The sequence below is a fragment of the Brevundimonas sp. SL161 genome (genome assembly GCF_049896985.1).
Lineage (GTDB): Bacteria > Pseudomonadota > Alphaproteobacteria > Caulobacterales > Caulobacteraceae > Brevundimonas.
Map to the genome: position 1 here is coordinate 1 of NZ_JAFCVJ010000011.1, position 16,655 is coordinate 16,655.

Consider the following 16,655-nt stretch of genomic DNA (forward strand, 5'->3'; position numbering starts at 1 on the left):
AGCTCAAACACAGCCGACGACTGGCTACCCGATACGACAAGACCGCCGACAGCTTCCTCGGCTTCGTCGTCGTCGCATCCATCCGACTGTGGATCAGACACTTTGTCCACACCACCTAGATCTCAGCGAGAGCCTGAGTCACGCTTTCGACAGAAGCCCGCAGCGCCTCCGTCTCAAACGATCAGGCTCTAACCGCCTGCGTTGAACGGGATGACCTCCGCCCCGCCCTCCGGCGCCTCCGGGCGGACGGCGACGGCCACCGGCAGCCGCACCGTGACCGCCGTGCCTTCGCCCAGGGTCGAGTCCAGGCTCATCCGGCCGCCGTGGAGTTCGGCCAGGGATCGGACCAGCGACAGGCCGAGGCCGGTGCCCTGGACCTTCTGCTCGACGGCGCCGGCCTGTTCGAACGGACGACCCAGCCGCTTCAAATCCTTGGCGGCGATGCCGACGCCGGTGTCTGAGACGACCAGCTCCAGACAGGGGCCGATGACCTCAAGGGTCAGGGTCACCGATCCGCCCGCCGGGGTGAATTTGATGGCATTGGACAACAGGTTCAGCGTGATCTGCTTCAGCGCGCGGCGGTCGGCTTCAACGGCCAGGGGTTCGTCCGGGACCAGACTGGACAGACCCACGCCCTTGTCCGTCGCGGTGACCCGCACCAGGGCGGCCGCCGCCGAGACCACTTCGCGCGCATCGAAGGATTCGCGCGACAGCTCGTAGCGCTCGGCCTCGATCTTGGACACGTCCAGCACGTCGTTGATCAGGTCCAGCAGGTGACCGCCCGCCTCATGGATGCTGTCGGCATAGTCGGCGTATTTCTGGGGCAGGGGACCGAAGAGGCGCTGGCGCATGATGTCGGAGAAGCCAAGCACGGCGTTCAGCGGCGTCCTCAGCTCATGGGACATATTGGCGAGGAAGCGGGTCTTGCCGGTATCGCGCGCCTCGGCCTCCGCGCGGGCGGCTTCCAGACCGATCTCGGTGGCGAACTGGCGGGTGGCGTCGAAGGCCTGCGCGATCACGCGCGCGCCGCCGTCGCCGTCGTCCATGCGGCGGATGATCAGATTGACGCGGCGGTCCAGTGCGATGCGAGGGGCGAACTGGGCCTGACCCTCCTGTCCTGCCAGGGCGCGGTCGATGGCGGCGAGGATCGCGGGGCGGTCGGGGGCGTGGACCGCCGCGAACAGACCGGACTGGAACAGGGTCTGAGGCTCCAGCGCGGGCGGGGCCGAGCCGTAGGCGGCCAGCACCCGGCCCGATGGCTCCAGTACGAGGGTCAGCCCGGGCTGGGCGGCCAACAGGGTCTCGACACGCAGGGTCATCGCCTCGGCGGCGTTCAGCTTGTTCTCGCGCAGTCGCCAGGCCAGCGTCACGGCCAGGACGGCGGCGACCGTGGCGAGGATGACGGAGATCGAGGCCGGTAGCGGCCCGCCTCCCGGCGGCCCGATCAGCAGGGCCGATAGCTGGCCGCCCAGGGCCGCGACGCCCGCGCCGATCGCGCCAGCCTGTGCCAGCCGCACGCCGTGGCGGGGTCCGCCCAGCGCCAGGGCCGCGACGGACGGCATGATTACATAGCCCACCAGCGGCCCGGCCAGCCCGCCCGACAACATCGCTGCGGCGAGGGCCGCCAGGGTCCAGACAACCAGCAGCAGCGCCCGCTCGCCCGTGCCATCTCGCCACAGCAGGGCCAGTCCCGCCAGTCCGGGCAAGACCATGGCCGTCGCGCCGAAAATCGCCGAGCCGCCGAACCAGCCCAGGCCCGCGCCCGACATGGCGGACAGCGCGGCCCCCGCGGCCCAGGCCGCGTGCCAGGCCGTCAGGGCGGACAGGCCCTCGCCCACCGCGCGCGCGGGCGGTGGAGAGGCGTCCGGGTCAGGGTTGGGGACAGGGTTCAAACAGGTGTCCGGGCGGCCTTGGCGAGGAGCCGGTCAGGGGAGCGCGCCGACCGCGCAGACTAGCGTCGCAGCCGAGTCGTCTAAAGCCCGCACCCGTAGGAGGCGACTCCGTCAGTGGGGGGCGAGGCTCGCAACTGGGGATGGACGGGCTGGTTGTCGTTAACCGGCGCGCGGCCTATCTGGCGACCCATGACCGAACCCGCCGACAGCATCGACGCGACTCTGGACGAACTGGCCGAGGACTTCGAGGTGCTGGAGGACTGGGAACAGCGCATCGCCTACGTGATCGACCTTGGCAAGGATCTGGCCCCGCTGCCGGACACCGACCGGACCGAGGCCAACAAGGTGCCGGGCTGTGCGGCGCAGGTCTGGCTGGCGTCGGGGCGCGACGGTGACCGGCTGACGTTCCGCGCCGACTCGGACAGCGCCATTTCCAAGGGCAATGTCGCCCTGTTGCTGAAACTCTATTCGGGCCGTCCTGCGACCCAGATTCTGGCCTTCGACGCCAGGGCGGCGCTGGACCGGCTGGGCCTGCCCCAGGCCCTGACCCGACAGAGGGCGAACGGCCTCAACGCCATGGTGGGGCGGATCCGGCAGGAGGCCATCGCGGCCGGGTAAGCTCCCGCACGCACTCCGCGCGGTCGGCGCAGGGGCGTGGCGACACGATTCAGGGTAACCAAAGGCGCTTCTTTCCGATTATCGGGTCAGCCGATCCGGTAGTGGTCCGCGAGCCTTCGAAGCCCCGCCTTGAGAACCGTCTTCCCCTCACGTCGGCGAAGTCCTGCCTCCCGTTCGGCGAGCTGAAGGCTGCCCTGGCGGATGCAGACCTGTTCGACGATCGCGTGCGTTCGCGGATCCAGTGATGCGAGCGCGCGCGCGAGCCGCTGACCGGCGGCGATGGCCCGGTCGCCGGGTTCGACGCGGGCCGACGAGCCGCTGCCGCCCGTACGCGGCAGGGCGTCCCAGCGCATCGTCAGGGAGGGGCCGGACCGGGAGAGTTCGTCGTCCAGCCTGAGGCGTTCGCCCGCGGCGATCTCGGCCGGGGTCAGCCATGGGCGACCGTCGGCATCCTTGCGACGGGCCAGCCAGGCGATGGGGCTTTCCCCCAGGTTGGCGCGACGCAGGGTGAGGCGGCCGTCGGGATCCATGATCGGCCGCTCGCCCTCGATCCGGCCGGGTGCTCCCGGGGGCGGCGTCGAGGATACTGTCGGGGCCGGCCGCCCGATCCAGCCGCCGCCGGCGCGTGCCTTCAGGCCGGGGATCTCGATCAAGTCCCGGAAGGTGGTTTCATTGAGCGTCATCGTCGCACGCGCTCTCCGGTCGCCGCCGACGCGCAGGGCATAGGTTCCTTCGGGCCCCGCGACATCGATCCAGCCACCGCGCGCCAGAAGGCCTCGCGCCCGCGCCGTCGGGCCGCTCACGCCACCTCCGGCAGGTCGGTGACCGGCGGCGTCTCGCACAGCGTCTGGATGGTCTCGGCCAGCTGATCCAGCAGGTCGTTCAGATGCGGCTCGTCTCGCGCCTGCTCGATCCGGGTGCAGGCCGTCCCGACCGTCTGGCGGTTGATCCCGAAGGCGTGGCCGACCCGTTCCAGCGGCCAGCCGAGCGCCACATGAGCCAGGTAAAGAGACACCCGCCGCGTCCGGAGCGCCGACTGTGTCAGCCGGGCCTTGCGTTGCAGGGTTTCCATCGGCGTGCCGAGCCGCAGGGCCACGATCTGCTGGACCAGGTCGGCCCGGTCGCGATCCTCCGACGACACGATGATCCGATAGGGTGTATTCAAGACGTCTCTCCCGATCCCGATGCGCGCGACGTCCCCATTCTGGGGCGGTAAAACGGGACGGTAGGAACATTATCCTGCTCGACGTCAGAAGCGGTCGTATCTCCAGTCGTGGTGGGGCGCGCATGGCCAGGACCAAGGCGAATCCAGCCTGCCGAACGCCGGCCTTTGAAATAATTCGAATCGTTGACTCGTGACTCTCGACGTCGATTCGCAAATCAGCCTAGATTCGCCTTCATGGGGTGCCGTTAACGGTTCTTAAGGTTTTGACCGGTTAACTCCGGAACAAGGTTACCCGGAACTTCCCATCGGGCCATATGGTCTAGCTTTTGCCTGGAGGGGCATGAATGCGCGTTCTGCTTATCGAAGACGATCATGCGACGGCGCAGAGCATCGAGCTGATGCTGAAGTCCGAAGGCTTCAACGTCTACACGACAGACTTGGGTGAAGAAGGCATTGATCTGGGCAAGATCTATGACTACGATCTCATTCTACTTGATCTGAACCTGCCGGATATGAGCGGCCTTGAAGTCCTGCGCCAGCTGCGCGTCGGCAAGGTCAACACGCCCGTCATGATCCTGTCGGGTTCCACCGAGATCGAGACCAAGGTCAAGACCTTCGGCGGCGGCGCCGACGACTACATGACCAAGCCCTTCCACAAGGACGAGCTGATCGCGCGCACCCACGCCGTGGTCCGCCGCTCCAAGGGTCACGCCCAGGCCATCATCCATACCGGCGAGATCGCCGTGAACCTGGACGGCAAGACGGTCGAGGTGCACGGCCACCGCGTCCACCTGACGGGGAAGGAATACCAGATGCTGGAGCTGCTCTCGCTCCGCAAGGGCACGACCCTGACCAAGGAAATGTTCCTGAACCACCTGTACGGCGGCATGGACGAGCCCGAGCTGAAGATCATCGACGTCTTCATCTGCAAGCTGCGCAAGAAGCTGGCCACGGCCGCCGGCGGCAAACACTACATCGAGACCGTCTGGGGCCGCGGCTACGTCCTGCGCGATCCGTCGGAGACGTCGGCGCCTGCTCCGCAGAGCGCAGCCGCCTGATCCACTTCGGCTCTCGGCGCTGAACACAGAAACACCCGCCGGGAGACCGGCGGGTGTTTTGCTTTCAGGAGCGGTCGGGTCGGCCGTCTGTGCCGAGCCCCGACTCTATCTCGGCTCGACCCTGATCGCGACCTCGTTGCGGCGCATCGGCGGCAGGGTCCAGGGCGGGTCGTAGAACCAGACTACCGGCTCTCCAAGGACGGTCCATCCACTGCCGGCCAGTCCGGCCAACAACTGGGCCTTGTGCGTCTCCACGGCGCGCACTGAGCCGACGCCGCTGAATCTCACCACCGCATAGGTTTCGGCCGGGACGACGACCAGCTCGACTGTCGGGTCGTTCGGAATCGGCAGTTCGGCCATCGCATAGGCAGCCGGCATGAAGAACTGGATTGTCCAGCGGTCGACCCCGGACGGGGTCTGGGCCACGGGCGCGGTCATGGCGATCGTCTGTGAGCCGCCCGTGCCGGCCTGTGAGACCGGGGCTGTCATCGCGATGGAGGCTCGCTGCGCATTGCCGCCGAAGATGTAGCCTGCCAGACGCCGAAAGCCCTGGTTGCGGGCGGCGTCGCTGTTGCCCGTAACCTCGGTCTGGGCGGCTATTCTCTCCCCATACAGGCGGATGTCGATCTCGCCGACGGTTGCGACGCTTTGATAGGCTGGCTCCTCCGTGCCGGATCGCACGCCAACCGTCGAACAGGCGGTCGTCATAAGGGCCGCACCGACGGCGACCAGCGCATGTCTCATGATAGAAGCCTTGTTCAACGAGCGTAGCAACGCTGGTTACCCTAGCGCACGGATCGGCCCAGCGGATGACCCGCGCTCTTTGGCCACGGCGGCCCTTTCCACGAACGGAGTTCGTGGACGGATCATCCAGCCCGTATCGCTTCGGCCACGGCGCCGAACATCGGATTGGCCCGCCCCGCCGCGTCGAAAAGCAGGGGGCTGTCCTTGCCGTCGTCGCGGGCGTCGCGACGCAGCCAGCTATCGGTGTCGCGCAGGCCCCAGACAGTGAAGGCGAAGCGTTGGGCGGGCGGCAGGTCCATAAAGGCCGAGGTCAGTTCGGCGACGCGGGCGGTCTGCTGCTCGATCCTTTGGCGTTGCGACCGGGTGTCGAAACGGGCCTCGGCGCGGAGAGAGGCGTCGAGTTCGGAGACATGGATCGGCAGGCCGAACCGGGCGGCCTCGCGGAAGAAGGCGGCCGTCTGGCCCGCGGGGATCTCGATGTCGAGGTGCGACTGGGTCCCGATGCCGCCGATGGGGACGCCGGCCTTCAGCAGACGCTCGACCAGGCGCAGGAAGGTCGCGCCCTTGGTCGGCAGGTTCTCCAGGTTGTAGTCGTTGAGGAACAGGACCGCGTCGGGATCGGCCAGTTTCGCCTGTTCGAAGGCGCGGGCGATGTAGCCGTCCTGGCCCAGGGCCTCGGACCACAGGCAGGAGCGCAGGCCATTGCCGTCCTCCGCGACGGCTTCGTTGACGACATCCCAGCCGGTGGCGCGGCCGCGATACCTCTGGGCGACGGTCTGGATGTAGCGGTCGTATTCGGTGCGGAACCGCTGCGGGTCGAGCGAGCGGAAGAAGGCGCTATCCTGTGAATACCAGATCAGGGTCGTGCCAAAGAGGCGCAGGCCGTGGGTGGTGCAGAACTCCGCGATCCGGTCGGGCGCATCCCAGCGGTACTCGCCGGTCTCCGAGAGGATGTATTCCATCTTCATCTCCCACTCGGGCGTGAGCTGGGAGGTGTGGGTCAGGCAGAGGTCGACCCAGGCCCGGTCCTCGAACTGGCCGGTCAGGGCCGAGGTCCCGATGGGAAAGGGAGCGATCGATGTCAGCGGGGTCGGCGCGATCGCGGGGGCCGCAGAGGCGTTCTTCTCGCAGGCGGCCAGCGCGAGGGCGGAAGCGAGGAGGGCACGGCGGTCGATCATGCCACGCAGGCGATCAGGCGCTGCGGCGACGCAGGCCCATCTCGTCGAAGGCGGCGGTCTCGCGCTTGCCGGCGGCGATGAGGGCGTTCAGGCGGGTGGTTTCAGCGACGTGTTCGAACTTCTTCAGCTCGGAATAGGCGCCGGTCAGGGCGTCGCGGGCGCCTTCCTCCTCGGCGTCGAGGGTGACGAGGTCGCTTTCGGCGGCGCCCTTTCGGGCCTTCCAGCCGGCCATATAGGCTTGAAGCAGGAGGTTGGCCTCGGCGTCGGCCCGGGCGCGCTCGCGTTCCACCTCGACCTCTGCGTCGAGGACAGCCAGGCGCATCTCGGCGGTGACCTTGCGGCTGGAGATCTCGGCCAGGCGCTTCTGCAGCGCCTCGACCTCGTAGTTGGAGATGCGGATCAGCGAGTGGGCCCAGGCGGTCATGCGTAAAATCCAGTCACTACTGCGGGACCATGCCCTGATTCAGAATTGCCTCCAGGCGGGTAAAGGAATCGGAAAGACGCGTGGAGTCGTCCTTGTCCTGACCCAGGAAGGCCTCGAGTGCGGGGTTCAGGGCGATGGCCCTGTCGGTGATCGGGTCGGCCCCGGCGCGATAAGCGCCGATCTTGATCAGCTCTTCCATCGAGGCGTAGGCCGAGAGGCACTGGCGGGCGCGCTTGTTGAGCTCGCGCTCGGGCGGCGTCTGGCAGGCGGGCATGGTCCGGCTGACGGATTTCAGCACGTCGATGGCCGGGAAACGACCGCGTTCGGCGATCTTGCGGTCCATGACGATGTGGCCGTCGAGGATGCCTCGCACGGCGTCGGCGATCGGCTCGTCATGGTCGCCGCCGTCGACCAGCACGGTGAACAGGGCGGTGATCGGCCCGGCGGTGGTGCCGTCGGGCCGGACGGGGCCGGGCCCTGCGCGCTCCAGCAGTTTGGGCAGTTCGGTGAAGACGGTCGGGGTGTAGCCCTTGGTCGTGGGCGGCTCGCCGGCGGCCAGGCCGATCTCGCGCTGGGCCATGGCGAAGCGGGTGACCGAGTCCATCAGACAGAGGACTTCCAGATCCTGGTCCCGGAAATATTCCGCGATGGCCAGGGTCATATAAGCCGACTGGCGGCGTTTCAGCGCGGGTTCGTCGGAGGTGGCGACGACGACGACGGCGCGGCGCAGACCTTCCTCGCCCAGTGTTTCCTCGATGAACTCGCGGACTTCCCGGCCCCGTTCACCGATCAGGCCGACCACGACGACGTCGCAGGTCGTCTGCTTGGCCAGCATGGACAGCAGCACCGACTTGCCGACCCCGGACCCGGCGAAGATGCCCAGGCGCTGGCCCCGGCAGGTGGTGGTGAAGACGTCCATCGAACGGACCCCGAGATCCAGCCGCTCGCCCACCCGGCCGCGCGAATGGGCCGGCGGCGGCGAGGCGCGGAGGGGATACGGGGCAGGGCCTTGCGGCAGGGGGCCCTTGCCGTCGATCGGCTGGCCGAAGGCGTCGATGATGCGGCCCAGCCAGGCCTTGGTCGGATTGACCGCCGCCGCCTGGCCGATGATGTGGATATCAGCGCCGGGGGCCACGCCCTCGACGGGGCCGAACGGCATCAACAGGGCCTTGGAGTCTCGGAAGCCCACGACTTCGGTGGGAAGGGGCGTCGTGCCGCGCCGCCTGATCTCGGCCCGGGCGCCCACGGCCAGTCGCGACAGGCCGCCGCGTGCCTCGATCAGCAGGCCGCTGACGCCCGCCACCTTGCCGGTGACGACCAGCGGATCGATCGCTTCGACGGCGGTGACGAGGTTAAGCAACGGGGGCCTGCAATAGGAAACGGAGGCGTTAACCTCTGGTCCAACGTGGTTAACGCGGCGTGAAGCCCTGCGGGTCGGCTGTGGACGGTGATCGATGATCAGGCTGGCCGGAAGGTTGCGGCTTGGCCTTGATCGAGGCAAAATCGAACGGCGTTACGGGAAGGCTGTCATGTACGAATGCGCCAAACTGCGCCGCGTCCTGCGAGCAGCGGCCGGCATCCTGTTGATACTTCTCAGTGCCTTGCCGCCGAGCCTAGCCCTGGCGTGGAAGCCGACCACCCATATGCAGTTGGCGGAGATTGCGCTGCAGGACGCGCTCGACGACGGGCGGGTAACGATCATGCGGGTCGATCCGCGCACGGGGGCGATCCTCGGTCCGCTCGGCGACTTCCCGGTTTCGCCCCAGATCCTCGCCGCCCTGAAAGCCGCGCCGGATCGATATCGGGCGGGCGTTCTGGGCCCCGACGCCTATCCGGACATCATGACCGGCCAGCAGATCATCCACCCCGAGGTCGCGAAGGATGACAGCGGCAGCGTGATCGGCAGCGATGCGTGGCTTAACCATATGTGGACCCGGTCCTATGGCGGGGACGACTCGCCCGAGGTGCGCGCCTTCGTCAGCGGCTTCCTGACCCATGCGGCCGGCGACAGTTTCGCCCACACCTACGTCAACCATTATTCGGGCGGAGCCTTCACCCTGGACCCGCGCCAGAACGCGATCCAGCACATCGTCATGGAGGGCTATCTTGACAAGCGCGCGCCGGAGGTCCGGCACGATCTGGCGGTCAGTATCCGCGGCGTCGACGGCTTCATTCATGATGAGATGGTCGCGGCGCGTCCGGGCAGCGTGCTGGAGCGGCAGCTGCTGCTCGGCGACGAGGAGGCGACCAACGCGTCGGCGCCCCTGATCTTCTCGCGGCTGAGGAACAGGCTGCAGGCCGATGTCGATGCCGGCACGGAGAGCTGGGCGACCCTCGCCTACAAGCGGGCCTGGATCGAGGACATCGACGCCGGCCTGCGCGCCTGGCCGGCGGTCAGCGCCGAGATTTCCGCGAAGATCATCTATTACCCCGACCAGGCCGACTTCGCGGGGGCTGCGAGCATTCTGAATCGCTATGCCCGCCAGCATCTGTGGTCGATGGCCGGGGCTCCGGACTTCGCTGTCGCGGTGGCCTATGCACCATCGCAGATCGCCGAGGCCCTGTTGCCCCAGGTCCTGATCGACGCCCTGGGCGCCCTGCTGCAAAAGCCGCTCGACTATATGGTCAGGGGCGCAACGGGTCTGACGACCGAGGAATGGCGTGACTACATGGCCCGGCCGGACCACTATTTCGACGAGGTGATGAGCGGGGTCTCAGCCCAGCCGAACGGTCATGCAGTGACCCTGGCCGATTTCAATCACCAGCAACTCGGCATCGTCGACGACGCCCATGCGAGCCCGGCCCAGCGGTGGACGGTCGATGGGTTCGCGCCGGCCTTCAATACGGTGCAGCTGACCAAGCTGAGTTTCCTCGACGCCGAGGGCCTTGAGGCGGTGGAACGGGCGCTTGGCGGACCCCGGTCGCGGGGCGGCTCCAATGTGATGCTGGGCTGGCTGCACTCGCTGGACGACAGTTCGCAGTGGCGCAGCGGCCAGGCTCGCTTCTCCCATCCCGTGGTGTTCAACCAGCTGTTCCGCCCCTAGTTCGGCGCCCCCTGAGCCGCACGACGACCGGCCGCCGTGCGGGTTTCATCCCGGCCGTTCGTCAGGATCGCCCCGACCGAGGCCGCGACGATGCAGGCGACCGCCGGCCCTTGCAGACTACTCAGTTTCTCCTGCAGCCGGGGCGGCCCCGCCACTGCGGCCGATAGCAGGACGCAGAAGGTTGAAGGCGGGTGCCGAAAGGCGCGTCTTTTGGCCAGATTCTCCTTCGCTTGACGCGGGTCACCCCAGACAAAAGTCAGCGAAGTTGGGTAAAGATCGTCACGACCGATGCGGCGAAGACGGCGGCACCGGCGATCATGAGCACGATCGATGGGCTGATGTCGAACGTGGCCCTGGCCTGTTCTCCCAGCCGTCCCATCAACTCGGGCCAAGTATAGCTGACGAAGTCGCCCTGGCTCATCATACTGATGATGATGCCCTGGTCATCGACGATTGGCAGGTGGCGGAATCGCTCGTTGGACATCAGACGCAACCAGTCAAGCAGGTCGTCGTCGGCCCCCGCTATCTTCAGGTCCATCGTCATGATCTGTTCGAGCGTCGTTTCGTCGGGGTTCAACCGCTTGTTCAGCAGACGGCGCATGAAATCGCGTTCCGTGACGATGCCGAGCGGCCTCCGATCAGCGTCAACGATCACTGCGGCGCCGTAATTCTTCTCGCTCATCACCGCGATGGCTTCGGAAACCATCGCTTTTGGACCAAAAGTCAGCACCGCTGCCTTGCTTCGAAACTCCGGTCTATCCTTGATTTTCATGTCTCTCTCCAGTGGGGCGCCCATTTCAGGCGGTTGGGTTGGCAATCAGCAATGTGTCCTGGCGGGATAGTCGGGCGGCGATCAGCGGGGCCAGCATGTGCGGCACCGTCAGGATCGACAGCGTCATAAAACTGGCCGCCATGACCCGGTCCGGGAGCGCGGTTCTCAGTTCCAGCCCGAAGATCAGAGCGGCGACCGCTCCCGCCGCCAGACTTAGCGGCAGAACCACGCCCCACCACTGTCGAAGGCTGACCCACGACAGGGTCGTCAGGCTTTCGTGAAAATGGCGGGGCGAGTGGAACAGGCAGAAGTAGAGTGCGAACCCCAAGATGGGCGGCAAGACGATCATGGCTGTCAGTGCAGCCAGTCCGCCCAGGGCCTGGGTACGCCGGCCAGCGCGCCACAGGGACGCCACTGCGATCAGGCCCACTCCGATCGCGATGGGCAGGACCAGCATCAGGGCATCCGTCAGGATGGTTGCCTCGACCCGGTCGGTCAGGCCAATGAAGATCGTGTCCAACTCACCCCGGTGAAACAGGGTCGGGGCCGACAACAGGGCCAGGGCGAGACCGGCTCTCAACAGGACCGAGCCCGCCCCCTTCCAGTCTTCCGAGAAATGCACGACTGCGATCCCGATGAAGGCGGCCAGGGCCATGACGGGTTCGACCCGCCACAGGCCGTACATTGAGGCCGCCAGCGCCAGATAGATCGACACCAGCGCCAACATCCCCGTCCAGGGACCCGACGAGTGAGCGCGAATGAGTTCAAGATCCAGGGTGCCGTGAGGCAGTCCGAAGACCAGCAAGGCCAGACAGGCCAGGGTCGTTGCCGTCGGTCCGGACAGCGGCACGCCGAGCCACAATCCCACCAGCATCAGAACCAGTGCGCCGAGCATAAGCCGCGCCCCGGGCGGCGTCTTTGCTCCAGAGCCTGGGTGGCCCGATGACGAGGTCATGACTGTGCCTTCCGTTGTGACAGGCCCGGGCAGGCGCTCAGCCTGCCCGGGCCTGTCATGCTTGGGTCAATCAGACCGAAGCGGTTTCGTGAGTGGCTTCACCGTACTCGACCCGCGATTTGCGGACGGCGATGATGTAGATCATCACGCCGACGCCGGCCTTGGCGATGATGTCGGCGATCGTATATCCGATCTGGACATAGGTCTCGGCGGCGGCTCCACCGATGTTGGTGTAGGGGATCATGTAGACCATCGGATAGAAGCCCCAGGACGCGAACGTCACCAGTCGGGCCTTCTTGATCAATCCGCGCACGCTTTCAGGCTGACGCTCGATCGAGGCGCCCAGACCCTTGAACAGTTCCCAGACGATGTAGACGAAGGGAATGCTCGACAAGGTGCCCCAGATGGCCCGGGTCGTGTTGTCATCGGCGATCTCGCCGGGATAGCCCAGAATGATCATCAGGGCGGCGGCGAAGCCGAGCTTCAGAGACTTCGACATCGTCTCTTCCTGGCTGAGGCGCATGACCAGGATCAGCTCGATCAGCAGCAGCGGAACCGTCAGGAGCCAGTCGACGTAGCGATAGGCGTCGTTGAACGCCAGACCCGTCACGGTGATGACGCCGTTACGGACTTCGTAGGCGGACTCCCAGCTCTCGAAGATGCGGAAATAGTGATAGGCCGCAATGGCTGTCACCAATCCGGAAATCGTCAGGGCTGTCTTGTAGGCGGGTCCAACCTGGGACCGGCCGAACCACAGGAACAGCGTCGCCGCCGCCATGGTTGCGAATGTGAATGAAAAAGCATTGTAGACGAGCAGGTATTGCCCGATTTCGACAGTCGGCATTGAAGTCATCCTCTGCTATCGGCGTTTCTGGCTCCGGATCAGAAACTGCGCGAAGGCAGCGAACTCCGGATTTTGGCCGTGGCAGAGGGTTAAGCAGTTGGGCGATGTCGCACCATACGGCCTTTAGGCCGTATTCCGGTCCCAATCGGGCGGCTCTTTGCTAAAGGCCAGCCTCGACCGCCAGCCGAATGGCATCAGCGATATTGTGGGTGCCGATCTTTTCCAGGATCAGGGCGCGGTGCATCTTCACCGTCTTCTCGCTGAGGTTCAGGCTGAACGAGATCTGCTTGCTGCGGTAACCGGCGGCGATCTGCTGCAGGACCTCGCGCTGTCGAGGCGACAGGGTTCGCACCACCTCGACCGCATGGTGGTGACGACTGGACGAAGGTCCGACGGCGTCCTGATCCAGTTCGACCTGAGAGCCAATGAAGTATTCCAGCTCTCCATCCGGCAGGAAGACCGGTGCGACAAGGACGGCGTTGCGGAACGGTTGTCCATCGCGCTTGTAGTTCAGGATTTCGACCAGGGTCGGCTTCCGGTCCCGCGTGCCCTGACGGATGCGTTCTGTCAGCCACGGCTCTGTCGCCGGTCCGGCCAGGAAGCGGCAGTTCCGCCCCACGATTTCGTCGTCGCGATACCCCGTCAGGTCACAGAACGCCTGATTTACCGCGATAATCGGATTGTCAGGCAGGCGGGGATTGCTGATCACCGAGGCGATCGGACTGTTGACGATAGAAAACAACAGCGCGCTGCCGTCCTCGTCCAAATCATAGTCGATCACCGCGTCGCCGTCCCCATGGTCACAGCATAGGCCCGGGTAGAGCAAAAGCGAAGCTGAACCAGTCGTCGCAGGTTGGGCGGAATCAGAGAGCCGGTCAGCATTCGCTCGGGCGGTTCCGTGAGGAAGCGGTTCGAGCATTTCGCATGGTGGGGATCAGATATTCTGGCTTGTGCACCATGGACTACGGCCTATGTCACGGGGTGCGCGGTCTCGGTCGCGTCCTGTCGAACCGCATGATGCGCTCGAACCGCACCCTGTTTTCGATGGTGCATATTTCCAGCCGGAGACTCCCCCCCCCCATGTCCGACTACGACGCCCCAAACGGCCGCACCACCCAAGGCCGCGGCAAGGTTTATGCATCGATCATCGACACCATCGGCGACACACCTCTGGTCGGCCTGCCGCGCCTGTCCGCGGAGTATTCGCCAAAGGCCCGGGTGCTGGCCAAGCTGGAATTCTTCAACCCGATCTCGTCGGTGAAGGACCGGATCGGCGTAGCGATGATCGAGGCGCTTGAGGCGGAGGGCAAGATCTCAGCGGGCAGTGTCCTGATCGAGCCGACCTCGGGCAACACAGGCATCGCCCTGGCCTTCGTGGCCGCCGCCAAGGGCTATCGCCTGATCCTGGTCATGCCGGAGTCGATGTCGATCGAACGTCGCAAGATGCTGGCTCTGCTGGGGGCCGAACTGGTGCTGACCCCGGCGGAGCAGGGGATGAAGGGGGCCATCGCCATGGCCGCCGAACTGCTCGAACGCACGCCGGGCGCCGTTAGCCCGGCGCAGTTCGACAACCCCGCCAACCCCGCTATCCACAAGTCCACGACGGCGGAAGAGATCTGGAACGACACGGCGGGCGCAGTGGACATCGTCGTCGCCGGGGTCGGCACAGGCGGCACCATCACTGGCATTGGCCAGGCGCTGAAGGCCCGCAAACCCTCGATCCGCATGATCGCAGTGGAGCCGACCGCCTCGCCTGTCCTCAGCGGCGGCGAGCCCGGGCCGCACAAGATCCAGGGCATTGGCGCGGGCTTCATCCCCTCGATCGTCGATCGCTCGATCATCGACGGCGTCGAACAGGTCTCCAATGAGGACAGTTTCGAAATGGCGCGCAAGGTCGCCCGGGTCGAGGGGATCCCGGTTGGCATCTCGTCCGGCGCCGCCCTGACCGCCGCCTTCCGCCTGGCGACCCTCGACGAGAATGCCGGAAAGACTATCGTCGCCATCATCCCCAGTTTCGCCGAACGCTACCTGTCGACGGCACTGTTCGACGGATTATAGGCCGTCACCGGCGGTTAACCCGTCCACCGCTAGGCTGGCGGCATCATGACCGATCCGGCGCCCGTTCCAGACCAAGAGGCTCCGCAGCCGGCCTTCCGGGCGCGGCATGCGTTGCTGAAGCGCCTGGCCGATGTCGTCTCCCTGCCGGGCAGTCGGGTGAACGCCTTCGAACGCGCGGTGACCGGCGACCTGCTGGTCGAGATGCTGAGATTGGCGGCTCCGCGTGAACGCCAGCGGGTGGCGGCGCGACTGGCCCCGCTGGCCGAACTGCCGAACAGCCTGGCGCGGATGCTGCTCAGGGACGAACCGGCGATCGCGGGGCTTTTGCTGGAGCAGTGCGCGTCGCTGACCGACGCCGACCTGGTCGCCTGCGCCCGGGACACGGGGCCGGAGCACCGCTTCCTGATGGCAGGCCGCCGCGGCCTGACCGAGGTGGTGACCGAGACCCTGATCGGCTTCGGCGAGCAGGGTGTTCTCGAATGCCTGTTGCGCAACACCACCGCCCGCCTGTCGCAGAGCGGGGTGGAGGCGATCGTGGGACTGAGCCGCCAGATGCCCCTCTTGTGCGGCCACCTGCTGCGCCGGCCCGAGCTTCGTCCGTCCGGCGCCTATGTGATGTTCTGGTGGGCGCCGGCCGAGGACAGGAAGACCATCCTCCAGCGTTTCGCCGTCAGTCGTGAGGTCATGCAGGAGGTCGTCGAGGACGTCTTCGCCATGGCCGCCGAGGAGGGCTGGCAGGATCCGGTGTCCAGGAAGGCCCTGCAATTTATTGAGCGCCGCCAGCGGAACCGTGCGGCCATCGACAAGAGCCCCTACGACAGCCTGGAACACGCGGTCACTGTCGCGGGGAGGGAGGGGCTGAACCGCGAGGTCGCGGCGGAGATCGCCTATCTGGCGGGCATCAAGCCTTTGACCGGCGCCAAGATCATGGGCGACGTCGGTGGAGAGCCCCTCGCCATCCTGTGCAAGGCCACCGGCATGTCGCGGATCGATCTTCAGAACCTCTGGCGCTCGGTGCGTCGCCCAGAGACCACGCCGGACGGCCGGGTCCATCCCGACTGGGACCGCGTGCAGGTCACCTTTGAGATGTTGGCTGTCGATCGGGCCCAGACGGTGCTGCGTTACTGGAACTGGTCTCTGTCCTCGGCCCTGTCACCGGACCTGCTGAGAGCCATCCGCGAGGGTGATGAACTGGCGCTGGATGACTATTCAACGCCGGAACGCGCGGCCATGATGGCGCTGGCGGAAAACTTCGGTCGTTAAGCGGGTTCGGATCGAAGTGAGACTATAGTTCGCCAGACTGTCCGGAACATTATGACGCCCGATGTCTGGAGGCGCATTGCTTTCATCGCCGAACATCCGTATTTCCCAAAGCCACAATCGCCACTGTCCGGCAAGATTAGGCAAGGAAACGCTCGTGGACGCTGCAAGACTGGACGAACGGTCCGAACTGCTCGAAATGACTGCTGACATCGTGTCGGCCTATGTCGGCAACAACAGCGTGTCGGCGAACGATCTGCCGTCGCTGATCTCCAACATCCACGCTGCCCTGTCTCAGGTTTCGACCGGCGTCGTCGAGGTCGAGCCCGAGGTCAAGGAACCGGCGGTGCCAATCCGCAAGTCGATCAGCCCTGATTTCCTGATCTGCCTGGAAGACGGCCGCAAGTTCAAGTCGCTGAAGCGACACCTGCGCACGAAATACGACATGAGCCCGGAAGAATATCGCGCCAAATGGGGCCTGGCCAAGGACTACCCGATGGTCGCCCCGAACTACGCCAAGGCTCGTTCGGACCTGGCCAAGCAGATGGGCCTCGGCCAGGGTGGCCGTAAACCCGCCCGCGCCGCTCCCCGCGCCGCCAAGAAGTAGTCTTAAAAAGTTCGAAGATCAGGACGCCCGCTCCCG

Annotated in this window: 17 protein-coding genes and 1 pseudogene; 7 read left to right on the forward strand and 11 right to left on the reverse strand. The window is 66.1% G+C overall.

Features of this window, described 5'->3' with window-relative positions:
* A pseudogene (locus ACP7AU_RS09445) lies at nt 1-119 on the forward strand (IS5/IS1182 family transposase); the annotation flags it as partial.
* Nucleotides 120-188: 69 nt separating this feature from the next.
* On the opposite strand, the gene ACP7AU_RS09450 reads toward ACP7AU_RS09445, so the two are convergent.
* Nucleotides 189-1,892, reverse strand: a complete 1,704-nt coding sequence (locus ACP7AU_RS09450; RefSeq protein ID WP_426051250.1) for a sensor histidine kinase — start codon at nt 1,890-1,892, stop codon at nt 189-191.
* A 189-nt stretch (nt 1,893-2,081) separates the two neighbouring features.
* Here ACP7AU_RS09450 and ACP7AU_RS09455 point away from each other — a divergent pair, with 189 nt between their 5' ends.
* On the forward strand, nt 2,082-2,510 hold the full coding sequence (locus ACP7AU_RS09455) for a SufE family protein (RefSeq protein ID WP_426036711.1): 429 nt from the start codon (nt 2,082-2,084) through the stop codon (nt 2,508-2,510).
* Nucleotides 2,511-2,596: 86 nt separating this feature from the next.
* Here the strand turns inward: ACP7AU_RS09455 and ACP7AU_RS09460 are convergent, their stop codons facing one another.
* Nucleotides 2,597-3,313 carry a DUF6456 domain-containing protein gene (locus ACP7AU_RS09460; protein ID WP_426051251.1) on the reverse strand — a complete coding sequence of 239 codons (717 nt, stop codon included), beginning with the start codon at nt 3,311-3,313 and terminating at the stop codon, nt 2,597-2,599.
* Entirely contained in the window at nt 3,310-3,675 is a 366-nt protein-coding gene (locus tag ACP7AU_RS09465) for a chromosomal replication initiator DnaA (RefSeq protein ID WP_426036715.1), read from the reverse strand. The genes ACP7AU_RS09460 and ACP7AU_RS09465 overlap by 4 nt, the downstream gene beginning before the upstream one ends.
* A gap of 344 nt (nt 3,676-4,019) precedes the next feature.
* Here ACP7AU_RS09465 and ctrA point away from each other — a divergent pair, with 344 nt between their 5' ends.
* On the forward strand, nt 4,020-4,733 hold the full coding sequence (gene ctrA, locus ACP7AU_RS09470; RefSeq protein ID WP_426036717.1) for a response regulator transcription factor CtrA: 714 nt from the start codon (nt 4,020-4,022) through the stop codon (nt 4,731-4,733).
* A gap of 105 nt (nt 4,734-4,838) precedes the next feature.
* On the opposite strand, the gene ACP7AU_RS09475 is transcribed toward ctrA, so the two are convergent.
* The 4 genes from ACP7AU_RS09475 to fliI all read right to left on the reverse strand — a co-directional run bounded on the left by ACP7AU_RS09475 (nt 4,839) and on the right by fliI (nt 8,439).
* Nucleotides 4,839-5,477 carry an SOUL family heme-binding protein gene (locus tag ACP7AU_RS09475; RefSeq protein WP_426051252.1) on the reverse strand — a complete coding sequence of 213 codons (639 nt, stop codon included), beginning with the start codon at nt 5,475-5,477 and terminating at the stop codon, nt 4,839-4,841.
* Between the two features lie 122 nt (nt 5,478-5,599).
* Complete coding sequence (locus tag ACP7AU_RS09480) at nt 5,600-6,655, reverse strand: endo-1,4-beta-xylanase (protein ID WP_426051253.1); 1,056 nt, start codon at nt 6,653-6,655, stop codon at nt 5,600-5,602.
* A gap of 13 nt (nt 6,656-6,668) precedes the next feature.
* Nucleotides 6,669-7,079: a flagellar export protein FliJ gene (locus tag ACP7AU_RS09485; protein WP_426051254.1), complete on the reverse strand. Its 411-nt coding sequence runs from the start codon at nt 7,077-7,079 to the stop codon at nt 6,669-6,671.
* A 16-nt stretch (nt 7,080-7,095) separates the two neighbouring features.
* A complete protein-coding gene (gene fliI / locus ACP7AU_RS09490; RefSeq protein WP_426051255.1) occupies nt 7,096-8,439 on the reverse strand; it encodes a flagellar protein export ATPase FliI in 1,344 nt (447 codons plus the stop codon).
* Between the two features lie 169 nt (nt 8,440-8,608).
* Here fliI and ACP7AU_RS09495 point away from each other — a divergent pair, with 169 nt between their 5' ends.
* Nucleotides 8,609-10,123, forward strand: coding sequence for a hypothetical protein (locus ACP7AU_RS09495; RefSeq protein ID WP_426051256.1), 1,515 nt, complete (start codon nt 8,609-8,611; stop codon nt 10,121-10,123).
* A 256-nt stretch (nt 10,124-10,379) separates the two neighbouring features.
* Here ACP7AU_RS09495 and ACP7AU_RS09500 read toward each other — a convergent pair whose 3' ends face one another.
* From ACP7AU_RS09500 to ACP7AU_RS09515, 4 genes are all read right to left on the reverse strand, one after another.
* On the reverse strand, nt 10,380-10,895 hold the full coding sequence (locus tag ACP7AU_RS09500; RefSeq protein WP_426036727.1) for a CBS domain-containing protein: 516 nt from the start codon (nt 10,893-10,895) through the stop codon (nt 10,380-10,382).
* A gap of 25 nt (nt 10,896-10,920) precedes the next feature.
* Nucleotides 10,921-11,790 (reverse strand): Brp/Blh family beta-carotene 15,15'-dioxygenase, encoded by an 870-nt coding sequence (locus tag ACP7AU_RS09505; RefSeq protein ID WP_426051257.1) that lies wholly within the window; start codon nt 11,788-11,790, stop codon nt 10,921-10,923.
* A gap of 130 nt (nt 11,791-11,920) precedes the next feature.
* Nucleotides 11,921-12,694, reverse strand: a complete 774-nt coding sequence (locus ACP7AU_RS09510; RefSeq protein ID WP_426036731.1) for a bacteriorhodopsin-like — start codon at nt 12,692-12,694, stop codon at nt 11,921-11,923.
* A 160-nt stretch (nt 12,695-12,854) separates the two neighbouring features.
* Nucleotides 12,855-13,475, reverse strand: coding sequence for a LuxR C-terminal-related transcriptional regulator (locus tag ACP7AU_RS09515; protein ID WP_426051258.1), 621 nt, complete (start codon nt 13,473-13,475; stop codon nt 12,855-12,857).
* Between the two features lie 299 nt (nt 13,476-13,774).
* Between ACP7AU_RS09515 and cysK the strand changes: the two genes are divergently transcribed.
* The 3 genes from cysK to ACP7AU_RS09530 all read left to right on the forward strand — a co-directional run bounded on the left by cysK (nt 13,775) and on the right by ACP7AU_RS09530 (nt 16,619).
* Nucleotides 13,775-14,752, forward strand: a complete 978-nt coding sequence (gene cysK, locus ACP7AU_RS09520) for a cysteine synthase A (RefSeq protein WP_426036735.1) — start codon at nt 13,775-13,777, stop codon at nt 14,750-14,752.
* 45 nt (nt 14,753-14,797) lie between these two features.
* Nucleotides 14,798-16,015 (forward strand): DUF2336 domain-containing protein, encoded by a 1,218-nt coding sequence (locus ACP7AU_RS09525; protein ID WP_426051259.1) that lies wholly within the window; start codon nt 14,798-14,800, stop codon nt 16,013-16,015.
* A gap of 196 nt (nt 16,016-16,211) precedes the next feature.
* Nucleotides 16,212-16,619, forward strand: coding sequence for a MucR family transcriptional regulator (locus ACP7AU_RS09530; protein WP_425988274.1), 408 nt, complete (start codon nt 16,212-16,214; stop codon nt 16,617-16,619).
* The last annotated feature ends 36 nt before the right edge of the window (nt 16,620-16,655 follow it).